Raw genomic sequence first — 16,472 nt, forward strand, 5'->3', positions numbered from 1 at the left:
GCCGATGGCCAATGCCATCCGCGCGCTCGCGATGGATGCGGTGGAGGCGGCCAATTCGGGCCATCCCGGAATGCCGATGGGCATGGCCGACGTGGCGACGGTGCTGTTCACCGGCCACCTCAAGTTCGATCCTGCCGCGCCCAAGTGGGCCGACCGCGACCGCTTTGTGCTGTCGGCGGGGCACGGCTCCATGCTGATCTACAGCCTCTTGTACCTCACCGGCTACGCCGCGCCGACGATCGAGGACATCAAGGGCTTCCGCAAGCTGACCTCGCCGTGCGCGGGTCACCCTGAGAACTTCCTTCTCGACGGCGTCGAATGCACCACCGGGCCGCTGGGGCAGGGCCTCGCGATGGCGGTGGGCATGGCGATGGCCGAGCGGCACCTAAATGCGGTCTATGGCGATGATCTCGTCAATCACCGCACCTGGGTGATCGCCGGCGACGGGTGCCTGATGGAAGGCATCAACCACGAGGCGATCGGGCTCGCCGGGCACCTCGGCCTCGGGCACCTCAACGTGCTGTGGGACGACAACCGCATCACCATCGACGGGGCGACGGACCTGTCGACCTCCGAGGACATCAAGGCCCGCTATGCCGCGACCGGGTGGCACGTCACGGAGTGCGACGGCCATGACTTTGCGGATATCGAGCGCGCGCTCATGGAAGCGAAGGCCGATCCGCGCCCTTCGCTGGTCGCCTGCCGCACGGTGATCGGCAAGGGCGCTCCCAACAAGCAGGGCACCAGCGCGACCCACGGCGCGGCGCTTGGCGCGGCGGAAGTCGCCGCGGCGCGCGAGACGCTGGGCTGGACGTCCGAGCCCTTCGTGATCCCGAGCGAGATCCTCGCCGACTGGCACGCCGCCGCCGAGCCGGGCCGTGCGGCGCACGGGGCCTGGGCGGGCAGGCTTGAAGCCTCACAGCACAAGGCGGAGTTCGAGCGGCGCATGGCGGGCGACCTGCCGGAGGACTTCAGCCTCGACGCGCACATCGCATCGCTGATCGCAAGCCCGCAGAAGATCGCCACCCGCAAGGCTTCGGAAATCGCCCTGGGCGCGATCAACCCGCAGCTTCCCGACACGATCGGCGGCAGCGCCGACCTCACCGGCTCGAACAACACGTTGGCGGGCGGGATCGGCACCTTCTCCAAGGACGATTATGCGGGCCGCTACGTCTACTACGGTATCCGCGAGTTCGGCATGGCCGCGGCGATGAACGGCATGGCGCTGCATGGCGGGGTGATCCCCTATGGCGGCACCTTCCTCGTCTTCACCGACTATGCCCGCGGCGCGATCCGCCTCTCGGCGCTCCAGCGCGCGCGGGTGATCTACGTGATGACCCATGATTCGATCGGGCTGGGCGAGGACGGGCCCACGCACCAGCCGATCGAGCACCTCGCATCGCTTAGGGCGATGCCGAACCTCCTCGTGATGCGCCCCGCCGATGCCGTCGAGACCGCCGAGTGCTGGGACCTCGCGCTGAGGCAGAAGGATCGGCCGAGCGTGCTGGCGCTGACCCGCCAGAACCTGCCGCAGCTGCGCACCGAGGCTTCCGAGAACCTCTCGGCCAAGGGCGGCTACCGCCTCAAGGGTGCCGAAGCGGCGCGCAAGGTCGTGATCCTCGCCACCGGTTCGGAGGTCGAGCTGGCGTTGGCCTGCGCCGCCCAGCTCGAAGGGCAGGGCGTGGGCGCGGACGTCGTCTCGATGGTCTCGACCGAGCTCTTCGACGAGCAGCCGGACGCCTACCGCGCCGAACTCCTGCCCGAAGGCGCGCTGATCGTTGCGATCGAGGCGGCGAGCACCTTCGGGTGGCAGCGCTACACCGGCACGCAGGGCCTCGCCATCGGCCTCGACCGTTTCGGCGCCTCGGCCCCGGCGGGCGATCTGTTCGCCCATTTCGGCTTCACCGCGGACAAGATCGTGCCGCAGATCCTGAACAAACTGAACAATTAAGCAGGAGAACCTCCCATGGCTACCAAAGTCGCCATCAACGGCTTCGGCCGTATCGGCCGTCTCGTCGCCCGCGCCATCCTCGAGCGCACGGACCACGATCTCGACCTCGTCGCGATCAACGACCTCGCGGACGCCAAGGCCAATGCGCTGCTGTTTGCCTTCGATTCAGTCCATGGCCGCTTCAACGGCGAAGTAACTGCCGATGGCGACGCAATCATCGTCAATGGCAAGCGCATCGCGGTGACCAAGGAGCGCGATCCCGCCAACCTGCCGCACGCCGCCATGGGCGTCGACATCGTGCTCGAGTGCACCGGCTTCTTCCAGTCGGACGAGGCCTCGCGCCCGCACCTTGCCGCCGGGGCCAAGCGCGTGGTGATCTCCGCGCCCGCGACGGGCGTGTCCAAGACCATCGTCTATGGCGTGAACCATGAAACGCTGACCGCCGAGGACGTGATCATCTCCAACGCGAGCTGCACCACCAACTGCCTGGCGCCGGTCGCCAAGGTGCTGAACGACGCGATCGGGATCGAGCGCGGTTTCATGACCACGATCCACTCCTACACCAACGACCAGCGGATGCTCGACCAGATCCACTCGGACCTGCGCCGCGCCCGTGCGGGTGCGCAGAACATGATCCCGACCACCACCGGCGCCGCCCGCGCGGTCGGCCTGGTTCTGCCCGAACTGAAGGGCAAGCTCGACGGCTCCTCGGTGCGCGTGCCGACCCCGAACGTGTCGATGGTCGACCTCGTCTTCGTCCCCTCGCGCGACACCACCGCCGAGGAGATCAACGCGGCGCTCAAGGCGGCGGCCGAGGGCCCGATGAAGGGCGTGCTCGACTACACCGACCAACCGCTCGTCAGCTCGGACTTCAACCACTACCCCGCCTCCTCGACGGTCGACAGCCTCGAGACCTCGGTGATGGAAGGCAAGCTCGCCCGCGTCGTCAGCTGGTACGACAACGAGTGGGGCTTCTCGAACCGCATGATCGACACCGCCGGGGTGGTGGCGAAGTTCCTGTAAGCTCATCCTCCCCTCCAGGGGAGGGGGACCATCCGCAGGATGGTGGAGGGGCACCCGCCACTGTTCGGATCATTCGAGGGTGCCCCTCCACCCCGCGCGTCCCGCGCGCGGTCCCCCTCCCCCGGTGGGGGAGGAACGGAAGTGAGCGATGCCGAAGTTCAAGACCCTCGATGATCTCCCCGCCGATCTCACCGGCGAGGTCGCGCTTGTCCGCGTCGATCTGAACCTGCCGATGAAGGACGGCTCGGCGACCGACGTGACCCGGGTCGAGGCGGTCAAGCCCACCATCCTCGAACTCGCCGGGCGCGGGGCCAAGGTTCTGCTGCTCGCGCATTTCGGCCGGCCCGGCGGGCAGCGTTCCTCCACCCTTTCCACCAGCATGGTGGTGGGCGACGTCGAGCGCGTGCTGGGCGAGGAGATCATGTTCATCCCCGAGATCGCCGGCCCCGTCGTCGCGCAGTCGGTCGGCATCCTCGGTCCGGGCGATATCGGCCTCCTCGACAACACCCGCTTCTGGCCGGGCGAGGAGGCGAACGATCCCAACCTTGCCCAGGCGATCGCCGCGCACGGGACGCTCTACGTCAACGACGCCTTCAGCGCCGCGCACCGCGCCCATGCGACCACGGAAGGCCTCGCGCACTTCCTGCCGGCCTATGCCGGGCGCGCGATGGAGGCCGAACTGAAGGCATTGGATGCCGCCCTCGGCTCGCCGCAGACGCCGGTCGCCGCCGTGGTCGGGGGCGCCAAGGTCTCGACCAAGCTCGCCGTGCTCGAACATCTGGTCGGCAAGGTCCAGCACCTCATCATCGGCGGCGGCATGGCCAACACCTTCCTTGCCGCGCGCGGGGTGAATGTCGGCAAGAGCCTGTGCGAGCACGATCTTGCCCCCACCGTCGCCCGCATCATGGACGAGGCCGATGCGAAGGGCTGCACCGTCCACCTCCCCTATGACGTGGTGGTCGCCAAGGAATTTGCCGCGAATCCGCCGTCCCTCAGGGTCTGCAACGTCCACGAGGTGGCCGAGGACGAGATGATCCTCGACGTGGGCCCGACGGCAGTCGAGGCGCTCGCCGACGTGCTCAAGACCTGCCGCACTTTGGTGTGGAACGGGCCGCTCGGCGCCTTCGAGACGCCGCCCTTCGACGCTGCCACCGTGGCGCTGGCGCGCACCGCGGCGGCGCTGACTCTGGAGGGCTCGCTGATCAGCGTCGCGGGCGGCGGGGACACCGTCGCCGCGCTCGCGCAGGCGGGGGTGACGGACGACGTCACCTATGTCTCGACCGCGGGCGGCGCCTTCCTCGAATGGATGGAAGGCCGCGTTCTGCCCGGCGTCGCCGCGCTCGAGGCCTGATCGGCATGGCGGTGAGCGAAGCCGAGATCGAGGCGCTGGCACTGGGCGCGATGCGCGCCTGGGTGGCGGGCGACGAGAAGGCGATGAAGAAGCTCACCAAGCGCGACTTCATGTGCATGGTCGGCACCCGTCCGCCGCAGCTGCTCGACCGCCCGAGCTTCCTTGCCGCGATGGCCGAAGGCTTCGCCTGCCGGTCCTTTACCTTCCGCGAGGTGCTGGTGCGCACCCACGGCACTTCGGCGTGGTTCGTCGCCGCCGCCGAACTGAAGCTGGGGCTGGGCCGCGAGGAATGGGCGGGGCAGTTCCTCGTCAGCGACCTGTGGAAGCTGGGCAGCTGGGGCGGCAAGCACAAGCTCGCCGAGCGCAGCATCGCGGTGCTCGATCCGGACGAGGACCGCGCGCGCGCGATCCAGCGGCTTCAGCTGTGGAACAAGGGGGGCAAGCGCCGATGAGCGAGGCGGTCGAGACCAGCTACGGGATGCTCTCCGTCATGCAGGAGGGCGAGTTCGCCGGGTGGCGTTACTGGCAGGGCGACCCTTACGAGACGCGCTCGGGACCCTTCTACTATCGCCGCGAAGATGACGGCTCTTACACCAGCGCCTTCCGTGCGGAAGACCGCCACATGAACGGCGGCGGCTTCATGCACGGCGGCTGCCTGATGACCTTCGCCGACTTCGCGCTCTTCGCCATCGCGACCGATGTGTTGAATGGCGACCACGCGGTGACGCTCAACCTGTCGGGCGATTTCCTCGGCTCGGTCCCGCCCGGAGCGCTGGTCGAAGCGCGCGGTGAAGTCACGCGCGGCGGGGGCAAGACGATCTTCGTGCGCGGGTTGGTGACAGGCGACGGGCAGCCGGCGCTGAGTTTCACCGGGATCATCCGGCGCCTGTCGAAGCGCTGATATCTCGCGCCGGAATCTCGCAGTTGCAGCATCCGCAACGGCTCGCTAAGGCCCGCTCCGAAGCTGCTGTGCATACCTATGCATAGAGGGCGAGGGGCCGCACCTCACATCACATTCGCGACTTGGAGAACGCTTGCCATGAACACCCAGGAAATGACGACCCGCATCGCCACCGGCCAGGGGTTCATCGCCGCGCTCGACCAGTCGGGCGGCTCGACCCCCAAGGCGCTGCGCGGCTACGGGGTGGAGGATTCCGAGTGGTCGGGTGACGAGGAAATGTTCGCCCAGATCCACGCGATGCGCGCCCGCGTCATCACCGCGCCCTCCTTCGCCAGCGGCAAGGTGATCGGCGCGATCCTGTTCGAGAAGACGATGGACGGAATGGTCGACGGCAAGACCACCGGCGATGCGCTGAAGGCGCGCGGGATCGTGCCCTTCATCAAGGTCGACGAGGGGCTGGCCGACGAGGCGGACGGCGTGCAGCTGATGAAGCCGATGGTGAAGCTCGCCGCGCTACTCGAGAAGTCGGTGGCGGCGGGGATGTTCGGCACCAAGATGCGCTCGGTCATCAAGAGCGCGAACCCCGCCGGGATCGCCGCCGTGGTGGCGCAGCAGTTCGAGGTGGGCGCCGAGATCATCGCCGCCGGGCTCATGCCGATCATCGAGCCCGAATACGACATCACCGCCGAAGACCGGGCCGAGGGTGAAGAGATCCTCCTCGCCGAGATCCTGAAGCATCTCGACGCTCTGCCCGAGGGCCAGCAGGTGATGCTCAAGCTTTCGATCCCCGCGAAGGCCGGTCTCTACACTCCGCTGGTCAGCCACCCCAAGGTGCTGCGCGTCGTGGCGCTGTCGGGCGGCTTCTCGACCGACGAGGCCTGCGAGCGTCTTGCCCAGAACCCCGGCATGATCGCGAGCTTCAGCCGCGGGCTCTTGCAGGACCTACGCAAGCAGCAGGACGACGCCGAGTTCGACGCGGTGCTCGGCAAGGCGATCGACCAGATCGCCTGCGCGAGCGTGTAACGTCTCAGCGCGGCTCGTAGACGAAGCGGTAGGCCTCCCTCGGCGTCGGCGTGCCCGCTTCGGGCGAGGGGTTGCCGGCGACGAGGGCGAACGTGCCGCCGCGGGTGGGGTAGGGCTCGCCTAGGACGAGGTCGCTCGTCTGGTTCCAGCCCTGACCCTCGATCCGCGTGCGCACCACCAGCCGCCCGGCCCAAACGCACCGCGCGTTGACGGGGCAGCGGCTGTCCTCGACCACCTCGAGCGGCGTCGCCACGAGGCTGCAGACCGTCACCGGCTGCCCCAGGGCGACCGCGCTGCCGGGTGGCGGGACCGCTGCGCTCTCAGGGCGCGCGGGATCGGGGATGATCGTGCAGGCCCCCAGCAGGGCGGCGAGCACGGTGGGGGCGAAAAGGCGGGCGTGCTTGGTCATGCCCCGCTTTGGCGGCCCCGCGCCTGAGTGCCGCCTGAACAGGTGACAGGCGTGCGACAAGCCACTAGCGAGACGCGCCATGACCCAGACCCAGCTCTACCTCATCTCGCCCCTCGACGTGGGCGGCGACTTCCCCCGGCGGCTCGAGCGCGCGCTCGCGGCAGGGGCGCGGCGGCACGGCGATCTCGTCACCGCCTTTCAGTTCCGGGTGAAGAACCTCGACCAGCACGAGGCCGCGCGGCTCGCCGAGCCCCTGCAGGCGATCTGCGCGGCGCACGACGTCGCCTTCATCGTCAACGATTCGATGGCGCTGGCGAAGCGCCTCAAGGCCGACGGGGTGCATCTCGGGCAGGAGGACGGCTCGCCCAAGGAGGCGCGCGAGGCACTGGGGCGCGAGGCGCAGATCGGCGTCACCTGCCACGCCAGCCGCCACTTGGCGATGGAAGCGGGCGAGGCCGGGGCGGATTACGTCGCCTTCGGGGCGTTCTTCCCCTCCGCCACCAAGGACAAGGGCCCGGATGCCGAGCGCCCGCTGCCCGAGCTGCTCGCGTGGTGGACTCAGCTCTTCGAGATCCCCTGTGTCGCGATCGGCGGCATCACCCCGCACAACTGCACGCCGCTGGTCGAGGCTGGCGCGGATTTCCTCGCGGTCAGCCATGCCGTGTGGGGCGGGGACGAGGTCGCCGCGATCGAGGCCTTCGCCGAGGTCATGCGCGGGTGACCCCCCTCCGCGCGCGCGCGGCCAACCTCGGTTAGAGCGCGGCAAGCGGCAAGCGCGGATGCCACCGGCTCCCATCCCTTGCGAGACACGCGTGATCCACGACATCATCATCGTCGGCGCCGGCCCCGCCGGCCTCACCGCCGCGCTCTATGCCGCGCGCTTCCTGCGCACGACGCTCGTCATCCACGACAGTTCGGCGCGCGCCGCGCAGATCCCGCTGACCCGCAACGTGCCCGGCCACGAGGGCGGCATCGCCGGGCCCGAACTGCTCGAGCGCATGACCCGTCATGCCGCGACCTACGGGGCGCGCTTCCTCGAGGCGCGCGTCACCGGGGCGGCGCGCGAGGGCGGGCTGTTCCGCCTCGCCGATGCAAGTGGCACCATCCACACCGCGCGCGCGGTGATCCTTGCCACCGGGGTCCGGCACAACCAGCCGCCGCTGCCCGAGGACCTCCACCAGGCCGCAGTCGAGGCTGGCGTGCTGCGCTACTGTCCGATCTGCGACGGCTTCGAGCACCGGGACGAGCGCATCGCCGTGCTCGGCTGCGACGTGTCCGGCGCGGCTGAGGCGCTGTTCCTCGCGGGCTATTCGGACGACGTGACTTTGCTGCCGCGCCGCGACGTGGCGCTCAACCCCGAGGAGGAAGCCGATCTCGAACGGGCGGGCATCCATGTGCTGCACGATCCGGTCACGCGCTTCGAGCCGAGGGAGCGCGAGATCCTGCTCCATTGCGAGGGCCGCGAGGCGCCGCTCGCCTTCGACGTGCTCTACCCCGCGCTCGGCTCCACCCCGAGGAGCGATCTGGCCGGAGCGCTCGGTCTGGAGCTGACAGGGGAGGGCAAGGCGCCCGGCAATGGCCCTTTCGGCACCGAGGTTCCGGGGCTCTACGTCGCGGGCGATCTCGTCGAGGGGCTCGACCAGATCAGCGTCGCGATGGGCCACGGCGCCATCGCCGCGACGCGGGCGCACAACTGGCTGCGCGAACGGGACGGCGAGACGGTCGAGGAGGTGCTCGGCGACGACATCCGCCGCGCCCGGTCCTGAACGGCCCTGCGCGGCGCGCAGGTCAGCCGATATTGCCGATCCGCGTGCAGACCAGCTTGCTGTCGGTCCCGTCGGGGTTGAGCTTCTGCAAGGTGTTCTCTCCGCGCACCCGGAAGCGCTGGTCCTTCTTGGGGCCGCGGGTGAAGACCACCTCGGTGCCGCGCAAAAGGTAGATACCGCGCCCGCCGCCGGGGCTGCGGTAGCTCGAGGCGGTGCTGATCAGGAAGCCTTCCTCCTCGATCGGCTCGAAGGCCGGGCCCCCCGCGTCGCCGGGCAGGGCGCATTCCCAGGTGCCGTGCGGCAGGATGCCCAGCGTCCCCCCGGTCGGCGCGCCGGGGCGCGGCTGCGGGCGCGAGGCCTTGCGGTCCTGCGCGTGGCTCTCACCCGGCGCGGCGGCGGCGATCCCGGCGGCAAGGGCGAGGAGGAGGAGCACGGTGCGGGTTCTCATGGGCGAATCGATACCAGCCCCGGGCCTGCCTTGCCATGGAATTAACCCTGTTCCTGCCCCCGCTTGCCGCGCGGGGCGGGCTCGGCTATGGGCGCGCATCATTTGCGGGCGCACCCCTTGCTGGCGGCGCGCCCTTCCACGCTCTTTCCACTCCCGAAGAAGGCCCATCGCCCCATGAAGATCAGCGGCGTCGATATCCGCCCCGGCAACATTCTCGAATATGAAGGCGGCATCTGGAAGGTCGCCAAGATCCAGCACACCCAGCCGGGCAAGGGCGGGGCCTATATGCAGGTCGAGATGAAGAACCTGCAGGACGGCCGCAAGACCAACGTGCGCTTCCGCAGCGCCGACACGGTTGAGCGCGTGCGGCTCGACACCAAGGACTTCCAGTTCCTCTATGCCGAAGGGGACGATCTCGTCTTCATGGACAACGACACCTACGAGCAGATCACCCTGCCGGGCGACCTTCTGGGCGATGCACGCCCCTTCCTCCAGGACGGGATGCAGGTGGCGCTGGAACTGTGGGACGAGAAGCCCATCAGCGTCGAACTGCCCGCGCAGGTCGAGGCCACCATCGTCGAGGCCGATGCCGTGGTGAAGGGACAAACCGCCTCGTCGAGCTACAAGCCCGCGATCCTCGACAACGGCGTGCGCATCATGGTCCCGCCGCACATCGGCAGCGGCACACGCATCATCGTCGACGTCTACGAGCAGGCCTATATCGGCAAGGCCGGCTGAGCGCCAAGCTCCGATCGTGTCGAGCGAAGTCGAGACACACGGCACCAGCAAGCGCCCAACCGCGTTCGTGCCGAGCCCCTACCCCGTTCGTGTCGAGCGTAGTCGAGACACAATAGCGCCGTGACACCGCCTCTCGACTGCGCTCGAGGCGAACGGCAGAGAGTTGAAACAATGGCAGCCATATCCGGCCTCATCCGCGTCATGGAGCGCGCCGCGCGCAAGGCGGGCGGGCGTCTGCGGCGCGATTTCGGCGAAGTCGAGCACCTGCAGGTCTCCCGCAAGGGCCCGGCCGATTTCGTCAGCAAGGCCGATATGCGCGCCGAGCGCACGATCTATGACGAACTTTCCGCCGCCCGTCCGGGCTGGGGCTTCGTCATGGAGGAGGCGGGCGTGATCGAGGGCGATCCGGGGATGCCGCGCTGGATCGTCGACCCGCTCGACGGCACCAGCAACTTCCTCCACGGCATCCCGCACTTCGCCATCTCGATCGCCGCGCAGGAACCGCGCCCTGACGGCAAGGGCTGGGGCGATGTCGTCGCCGGGGTCGTGTATCAGCCGATCACCGACCAGACCTTCTGGGCGGAGAAATCGCGCGGGGCTTGGCTCCACGATGCGCGCCTGCGCGTCTCGGGCCGCTCGCGGCTCGGCGAGGCGCTGGTCGCGACTGGCATTCCCTTCGCGGGCCACGGCGATTTTGCGGAGTGGACGCGGATCTTCGGCGCGATCGGCCCCGAGGTCGCGGGTATTCGCCGCTTCGGTTCGGCGGCGCTCGATCTCGCCTATGTGGCGCAGGGGCGCTTCGACGGCTTCTGGGAAAGCGGCCTTTCCGATTGGGACACGGCGGCCGGCTGCCTGCTGGTGCGCGAGGCGGGCGGCTTCGTCACCGACTTTCGCGGCCGCTCGGAAGCGATCCACTCGCAGCAACTGCTGGCGGCGAATGACGCGCTGCATTCCAAGCTCCACAAGCTGCTGGCGGGCGCGCTGCGCTAGGCCGGGGAAGGGTGGGCTTCTTCCTGCGCAAAGTGGTCGCCAGACCTCGGCTTGCCCCCCTCCAGACCCCCTCCAGGCCCCCTCTAGACCCCCTTCAGGCAGCGCCAAATCGATGTTTCACGTGAAACATCGTTGAAGCGCGGCGGCGACCCGGCTAACAGCGCCCGGCCTGCACCCTGTGCCCCTGTGGTGGAATTGGTAGACGCGACCGACTCAAAATCGGTTATCGAAAGATGTGCCAGTTCGAGTCTGGCCAGGGGCACCACCTTCCTCTGAAATCGCGATTTTTCGCTTCCGGCGCGGCGTGCGCTGGAACAGTGAGCGGCGCTCGCGGATTAATGGCTTGCGCCGTTGGCCAATCCGGGATCGTCATGCGATGACAGCACCGGCCGACAAACACGGCTGTTGGCACGAAGGGGACGCGCCCTTCGGGCCATTGTAAACGCGATCCAAGAAGGATTGACCGACCGTAATGACGCTCCCCCAATGGCTGTCGATCGCGATCTTGACGGGGATGATGGTGCTCTTCGTGTGGGGACGGTTCCGCTACGATGTCACCGCGGTGATCGCGTTGCTGGCTGCGCTGGCGGTGGGGATCGTCTCGCCCGAGGAAGCCTTTACCGGGATGTCGGATGACATCGTGGTGATCGTCGGATCGGCGCTGGTCGTTTCGGCCGCGATCCAGCGGTCGGGCGTGGTCGAGGCGCTGCTTGCCAGAGTTGCGCAATTCACCCGCACCGTGCCCTCGCAGCTGACCTTGCTGATTACCTCGGTCGGCGTGCTGTCGGGCATGATCAAGAACGTGGGCGCGCTGGCGATGATGATGCCGGCGGCATTCCAGCTTGCCAAGAAGAGCGAGACCAGCCCTTCGGTTTACCTCATGCCCATGTCCTTCGCCTCGCTGCTGGGCGGCCTGACCACGCTGGTCGGCACGTCGCCCAACATCATCGTCAGCCGGGTGCGCGAGGACATGACGGGGCAGCCTTTCGGGATGTTCGATTATCTTCCCACCGGCCTCGGCCTGCTGGTGATCGGACTGGTCTTCCTGCGCCTCACCTACCGTTTGCTGCCCGCCGATCGCAAGCCGGCGGCCTTGCTGGGCGAGGCGCTCGACATCTCCGATTACGTGACCGAGGCCTCCGTGTCCGAAGGCTCGCAGGCGATCGGCGAGACGATCGCCGAATTTGTTGCGCGCCACGAAGATACGGTGGAAATCACCGGCCTTCTGCGCGGCGGTGTCCCGGTCGAGGTGACACCCGGTGGCGCAATTGAACCGAACGACCTGTTGATCCTTGGCGGTGACCCGGATGCGCTGGAGCGTGTGATTGCGGGCGATCGCCTGATTCTGACCGGTGCAGGAACGCCCGGGCTGGAAAAGGGCGACGGGGTCGGCGTGCTCGAAGCGGTGATCAAGCCGGATTCGGCGCTCGTAGGCCGGACGGCGGGGCGGCTGCAACTGCGCGAACGCTTCGGCATCAATCTCATCGCTGTCTCGCGTGCGGGCGAAAACCTGTCGCGGCGGATCGGCCAGACGGTGCTGCAACCCGGCGACGTGATAGTGTTGCAGGGATTGACGGCGCAACTGCCCGATCGTCTGGCCAAGCTCGGCGCGCTGCCGCTGGCGCAGCGCGACATCCGCCTTGGCGCATCGCGCCGCGGCCTGCTGCCGGTCGCCATTCTCGCCGCCGCGATCATCTCGACCGCGAGCGGACTCGTTCCGGTTGCGATCGCCTTTTTCGCGGCCGCCGCGCTGATGGTGATCACCGGCACCTTGCCGATCGACGAGGCCTACGAATCGATCGAATGGCCGATCCTCATCATGCTCGCTGCGCTGATCCCGGTCAGCGCCTCGCTGCAATCGACCGGCGCGGCCGACATCATCGCCAAAGAACTCGCCGCGATCGCAACCCAGCTACCGCCGTGGGGTGCCGTCGCCCTGATCCTGATTGCCGCGATGGCGGTGACGCCCTTCCTCAACAACGCCGCCACGGTGCTGGTGATGGCACCGATCGCCGTGGTGTTCTCGCAGGAGCTCGGGTTCCGGCCCGAACCGTTCCTGATCGCGATTGCGGTGGGGGCCGGGTGCGACTTTCTCACGCCGATCGGGCACCAGTGCAATACGCTGGTGTTCGGGGCGGGCGGTTACAAGTTCGGCGATTATGCGCGGCTCGGCGCGCCGCTTTCGCTGCTAGTGATCCTGGTCGGCACGCCGCTCATTCTGTGGTCCTGGCCGCTTTGACGGCAAGATCGATTTCCTACGCCATGCTGGCTGTGCCATCATAGGCGGATGATCGTGCAAAGGCTCCTTCCTGTTCATTGCGCCCTCTTGCGCCACGTGGAGGGCGCGGGGGTCGCAGGGGGCAGTGCAGTTTTCGCTTTCAGGACAGTGTCTCAAGTGTCTCATCATTCAGGGATGGGTGCGCCAAGGTGAAGGGAGTGATGCAATGCGGATGATGGGCAGGCTGGCGGCGGCGAGCGTGCTGGCGCTGGGGATGGCGGCACCGGCGGCCGCGGACGAACTGCGCGATGCGGTGGCGGCGCAGATGCCCGATCTCAATGCGCTCTACCGCGATCTGCACGCCCACCCCGAACTGAGTTTTCAGGAGGTCGAAACCGCCAAGAAACTCGCCGCCCGGGCGCGGGCGATGGGCTTCAAGGTGACCGAGGGCGTCGGCAAGACCGGCGTGGTTGCGGTGATGGAGAACGGCCCCGGCCCGGTGCTGCTGCTGCGCGCCGACATGGACGGATTGCCAGTGGTCGAACAGACCGGGCTGCCCTTCGCCTCTAAGGTCCGCGCCGTCGCCCAGAACGGCACCGAAACGGGCGTGATGCATGCCTGCGGGCACGACACCCACATGACTGCATGGATCGGCACCGCCAAGCTGCTGAGCGAGCGCAAGGCCGAATGGTCGGGCACGCTGGTGATGATCCTCCAGCCCGCCGAGGAGATCGGACTGGGCGCCAAGGCGATGATCGACGACGGGCTCTACACGCGCTTTCCCAAGCCCGACTATGTGCTCGCCTTTCACGACGCGGCTCAATATCCCGCCGGGCAGATTGGCTACACCAAGGGCTTCGCGCTCGCCAATGTCGATAGCGTCGATGTGACCGTGCCGGGGGTGGGCGGCCACGGCGCCTATCCGCACACGACGAAGGACCCGGTGGTGATCGCGTCCTCGATCGTCATGCGGCTGCAGACGCTGGTGAGCCGCGAGCTCAACCCCAACGATCCGGCGGTGGTGACCGTGGGCAGCTTCCAGGCCGGGGCCAAGCACAACATCATCCCCGACGAGGCGCGGCTCCAGATCACGGTGAGGAGCTACAGCGACGAGACGCGGAAGCACCTGCTCGACGGCATTGCCCGGATCGCGCGCGGCGAGGCGATTGCGGCCGGGATGCCGGAGGACAAGCTGCCGCGCGTGGCGGTGCAGGAACCCTATACGCCCGCGACCTACAACACGCCCGAGTTCACCGACCGGGTCGCCGCCGGGCTTAAAGCGCGCTTCGGCGAACGGGTCGCGGAGGTGCCGAGCGTGATGGGCGGGGAGGACTTCAGCCAGTTCTACAGGGCCGACAAGGCGAATGTGCAGTCGCTCATTTTCTGGGTCGGCGGGGTGCCGCAGAGCCAGTGGGAACGCGCGCAGAAGGGGGAAATCGAACTGCCCTCGCTGCACTCGCCGTTCTGGGCGCCCGATGCGCCGGTGGTGATCGCCACGGCCACCGAGGCGATGACCTCCGCGGCGCTCGGGATCATGGCGAAGAAGTAGGACTGCCCTCCGGCAGCCTGAGCAAGGCCGGGAGCGGAGGAAAACAATTCGGCCGCCGGATCGCACCCGATCAGGCAACGTTCCGGCGGCCGTTTCTCCTCCCCAGGAGAACTGTGAAACGGGTTTCCCGCGCCTCAGGTGCCCGAGGGCACGTAGGTGCCAAGGCGGTGGTGGAGCGCGTTGATCTTGGCCAGCTCTTCGCGGTCCTCGGTGTTGCGGGCGTGGCTCTCGAGTGCGCGGCGCAGGAGCTTCATGTCGGCGGTCGAGAGCAGCGCACGGGCGCGGGCGGGCTCGGTCTTGGGGGTGTCGGTATCGGTCATGTCACTCTCCCTGGGTGGTGTCACCCGCCGTCCTTAGGCGGTTCGGGCGGCTCCCGGAAGGCCGGATTGTCCGGTCCTCCCGGGATTCTCTCCCAACCCTCGCGAGGCGCTTACGCGGCCTCGAACTGGTTCATCGTGTTGTGGATGCCGCCCGCTTTGAGCGCGGCTTCGCCGGCGAAATACTCCTTGTGATCGTCACCGATGTCGGAGCCCGACATGTTCTGGTGCTTCACGCAGGCGATGCCCTGACGGATCTCCTCGCGCTGCACGTTCTTGACGTAGCCGAGCATCCCCGCCTCGCCAAAATACTCGCGGGCAAGGTTGTCGGTGCTGAGGGCTGCGGTGTGGTAGGTCGGCAGGGTGATGAGGTGGTGGAAGATGCCCGCCCGCGCAGCGGCGTCGCGCTGGAAGGTGCGGATCTTCTCGTCGGCCTCGTCCGACAGTTCGGTGCCGTCGTAGTCGACGCTCATGAGCTTCGCGCGGTCATAGGCCGACACGTCCTTGCCCGCCGCTTCCCAGGCGTCGAACACCTGCTGGCGGAAGTTCAGCGTCCAGTTGAAGCTGGGCGAGTTGTTGTAGACGAGCTTGGCGTTCGGCACGACTTCGCGGATGCGGTCGACCATGCCGGCGATCTGTTCGACGTGGGGCTTCTCGGTCTCGATCCAGAGCAGGTCGGCCCCGTTCTGGAGCGAGGTGATGCAATCGAGCACCACGCGGTCCTCGCCCGTGCCGGGGCGGAACTGGTAGAGGTTCGAAGGCAGACGCTTGGGGGCGAGCAGCTTGCCGTCGCGGCTGATGAAGACCTGGCCATTGGTGATGTTGGCCGGATCGACTTCATCGGCATCGAGGAAGCTGTTGTACTGGTCGCCCAGATCGCCCGGCTCCTTCGAGAAAGCGATCTGCTTGGTCAGGCCGGCGCCGAGCGAGTCGGTGCGGGCGACGATGATGCCGTTGTCGATGCCGAGTTCGAGGAAGGCATGGCGGCAGGCGCGGATCTTCTGGAGGAAGTCCTCGTGCGGCACGGTGACCTTGCCGTCCTGGTGGCCGCATTGCTTTTCGTCCGAAACCTGGTTCTCAATCTGGAGCGCGCAGGCGCCCGCCTCGATCATCTTCTTGGCGAGGAGGTAGGTCGCCTCGGCATTGCCGAAGCCCGCATCGATGTCGGCGATGATCGGCACCACGTGGGTTTCGTAATTGTCGATCGCGTTCTCGAGGCGCTTGGCTTCGACCGCGTCACCAGCCTTGCGAGCGGCGTCGAGCGCGCGGAACATCATGCCCAGCTCGCGGGCGTCGGCCTGCTTCAGGAAGGTGTAGAGCTCCTCGATCAGCGCGGGCACCGAGGTCTTCTCGTGCATCGACTGGTCGGGCAGCGGGCCGAATTCGCTGCGCAGCGCGGCGACCATCCAGCCCGAGAGGTAGAGGTAGCGGCGCTTGGTCGAGCCGAAGTGCTTCTTGATCGCGATCAGCTTCTGTTGCGCGATGAAGCCGTGCCAGCAGCCCAGCGACTGGGTGTACTGCGCGGGGTCGGCGTCATAGGCGGCCATGTCGGCGCGCATGATCTTGGCGGTGTACTTGGCGATGTCGAGGCCGGTGGCGAAGCGGTTCTGGATCGCCATGCGCGCGGCGCTCTCGGGATCGATCGCGGCCCAGCTCGGCCCGTTGGCGGTGACGATCTCGCGCATCCGGGCGATGGTGTTCTGGTAGGTCATGTGCTTCTCCTGTCCATCCTGGGGAGGGTGAGTCCGATCCCGTGACTCGCCACTGGATATGTCGCGATGTGCCGTG

General features: G+C 67.8%; 16 protein-coding genes and 1 tRNA gene. 13 read left to right on the top strand and 4 right to left on the bottom strand.

The window, feature by feature from the left end; translation table 11 throughout:
• Positions 1 to 4: 4 nt before the first annotated feature.
• The 6 genes from tkt to OPU67_RS11065 all read left to right on the top strand — a co-directional run bounded on the left by tkt (position 5) and on the right by OPU67_RS11065 (position 6,249).
• Complete coding sequence (gene tkt, locus OPU67_RS11040; RefSeq protein ID WP_267619632.1) at positions 5 to 1,951, top strand: transketolase; 1,947 nt, start codon at positions 5 to 7, stop codon at positions 1,949 to 1,951.
• A gap of 15 nt (positions 1,952 to 1,966) precedes the next feature.
• Complete coding sequence (gene gap, locus OPU67_RS11045) at positions 1,967 to 2,974, top strand: type I glyceraldehyde-3-phosphate dehydrogenase (RefSeq protein ID WP_267619591.1); 1,008 nt, start codon at positions 1,967 to 1,969, stop codon at positions 2,972 to 2,974.
• A 148-nt stretch (positions 2,975 to 3,122) separates the two neighbouring features.
• Entirely contained in the window at positions 3,123 to 4,325 is a 1,203-nt protein-coding gene (locus OPU67_RS11050) for a phosphoglycerate kinase (RefSeq protein ID WP_267619592.1), read from the top strand.
• 5 nt (positions 4,326 to 4,330) lie between these two features.
• A complete protein-coding gene (locus OPU67_RS11055; RefSeq protein WP_267619593.1) occupies positions 4,331 to 4,777 on the top strand; it encodes a DUF4440 domain-containing protein in 447 nt (148 codons plus the stop codon).
• On the top strand, positions 4,774 to 5,226 hold the full coding sequence (locus OPU67_RS11060) for a PaaI family thioesterase (RefSeq protein WP_267619594.1): 453 nt from the start codon (positions 4,774 to 4,776) through the stop codon (positions 5,224 to 5,226). Before OPU67_RS11055 ends, OPU67_RS11060 begins: the two co-directional genes overlap by 4 nt.
• Before the next feature lie 138 nt (positions 5,227 to 5,364).
• Positions 5,365 to 6,249, top strand: a complete 885-nt coding sequence (locus OPU67_RS11065) for a fructose bisphosphate aldolase (protein WP_267619595.1) — start codon at positions 5,365 to 5,367, stop codon at positions 6,247 to 6,249.
• 4 nt (positions 6,250 to 6,253) lie between these two features.
• On the opposite strand, the gene OPU67_RS11070 is transcribed toward OPU67_RS11065, so the two are convergent.
• Positions 6,254 to 6,658 carry a hypothetical protein gene (locus OPU67_RS11070; protein ID WP_267619596.1) on the bottom strand — a complete coding sequence of 135 codons (405 nt, stop codon included), beginning with the start codon at positions 6,656 to 6,658 and terminating at the stop codon, positions 6,254 to 6,256.
• A gap of 79 nt (positions 6,659 to 6,737) precedes the next feature.
• Here OPU67_RS11070 and thiE point away from each other — a divergent pair, with 79 nt between their 5' ends.
• Both thiE and OPU67_RS11080 read left to right on the top strand, forming a co-directional pair.
• On the top strand, positions 6,738 to 7,379 hold the full coding sequence (thiE, locus tag OPU67_RS11075; RefSeq protein ID WP_267619597.1) for a thiamine phosphate synthase: 642 nt from the start codon (positions 6,738 to 6,740) through the stop codon (positions 7,377 to 7,379).
• Between the two features lie 91 nt (positions 7,380 to 7,470).
• Positions 7,471 to 8,424 (top strand): NAD(P)/FAD-dependent oxidoreductase, encoded by a 954-nt coding sequence (locus OPU67_RS11080; RefSeq protein WP_267619598.1) that lies wholly within the window; start codon positions 7,471 to 7,473, stop codon positions 8,422 to 8,424.
• Between the two features lie 22 nt (positions 8,425 to 8,446).
• Here the strand turns inward: OPU67_RS11080 and OPU67_RS11085 are convergent, their stop codons facing one another.
• Positions 8,447 to 8,872, bottom strand: a complete 426-nt coding sequence (locus tag OPU67_RS11085) for an elongation factor P (RefSeq protein WP_267619599.1) — start codon at positions 8,870 to 8,872, stop codon at positions 8,447 to 8,449.
• A gap of 174 nt (positions 8,873 to 9,046) precedes the next feature.
• Between OPU67_RS11085 and efp the strand changes: the two genes are divergently transcribed.
• The 5 genes from efp (at position 9,047) to OPU67_RS11110 (ending at position 14,367) form a co-directional block, all read left to right on the top strand.
• Positions 9,047 to 9,610, top strand: coding sequence for an elongation factor P (gene efp, locus OPU67_RS11090; protein ID WP_073974936.1), 564 nt, complete (start codon positions 9,047 to 9,049; stop codon positions 9,608 to 9,610).
• A gap of 171 nt (positions 9,611 to 9,781) precedes the next feature.
• Positions 9,782 to 10,600 (top strand): inositol monophosphatase family protein, encoded by an 819-nt coding sequence (locus OPU67_RS11095; RefSeq protein ID WP_267619600.1) that lies wholly within the window; start codon positions 9,782 to 9,784, stop codon positions 10,598 to 10,600.
• A gap of 180 nt (positions 10,601 to 10,780) precedes the next feature.
• Positions 10,781 to 10,865, top strand: a tRNA-Leu gene (locus OPU67_RS11100).
• Positions 10,866 to 11,072: 207 nt separating this feature from the next.
• Positions 11,073 to 12,839 (top strand): SLC13 family permease, encoded by a 1,767-nt coding sequence (locus tag OPU67_RS11105; RefSeq protein WP_267619601.1) that lies wholly within the window; start codon positions 11,073 to 11,075, stop codon positions 12,837 to 12,839.
• 205 nt (positions 12,840 to 13,044) lie between these two features.
• Complete coding sequence (locus OPU67_RS11110; protein ID WP_267619602.1) at positions 13,045 to 14,367, top strand: amidohydrolase; 1,323 nt, start codon at positions 13,045 to 13,047, stop codon at positions 14,365 to 14,367.
• Positions 14,368 to 14,501: 134 nt separating this feature from the next.
• Here OPU67_RS11110 and OPU67_RS11115 read toward each other — a convergent pair whose 3' ends face one another.
• Both OPU67_RS11115 and OPU67_RS11120 read right to left on the bottom strand, forming a co-directional pair.
• On the bottom strand, positions 14,502 to 14,687 hold the full coding sequence (locus tag OPU67_RS11115) for a hypothetical protein (RefSeq protein ID WP_267619603.1): 186 nt from the start codon (positions 14,685 to 14,687) through the stop codon (positions 14,502 to 14,504).
• 110 nt (positions 14,688 to 14,797) lie between these two features.
• Positions 14,798 to 16,396, bottom strand: a complete 1,599-nt coding sequence (locus OPU67_RS11120) for an isocitrate lyase (RefSeq protein ID WP_267619604.1) — start codon at positions 16,394 to 16,396, stop codon at positions 14,798 to 14,800.
• Positions 16,397 to 16,472: the final 76 nt, after the last annotated feature.

The organism is Erythrobacter sp. WG (genome assembly GCF_026586795.1).
Classification (GTDB): domain Bacteria; phylum Pseudomonadota; class Alphaproteobacteria; order Sphingomonadales; family Sphingomonadaceae; genus Erythrobacter.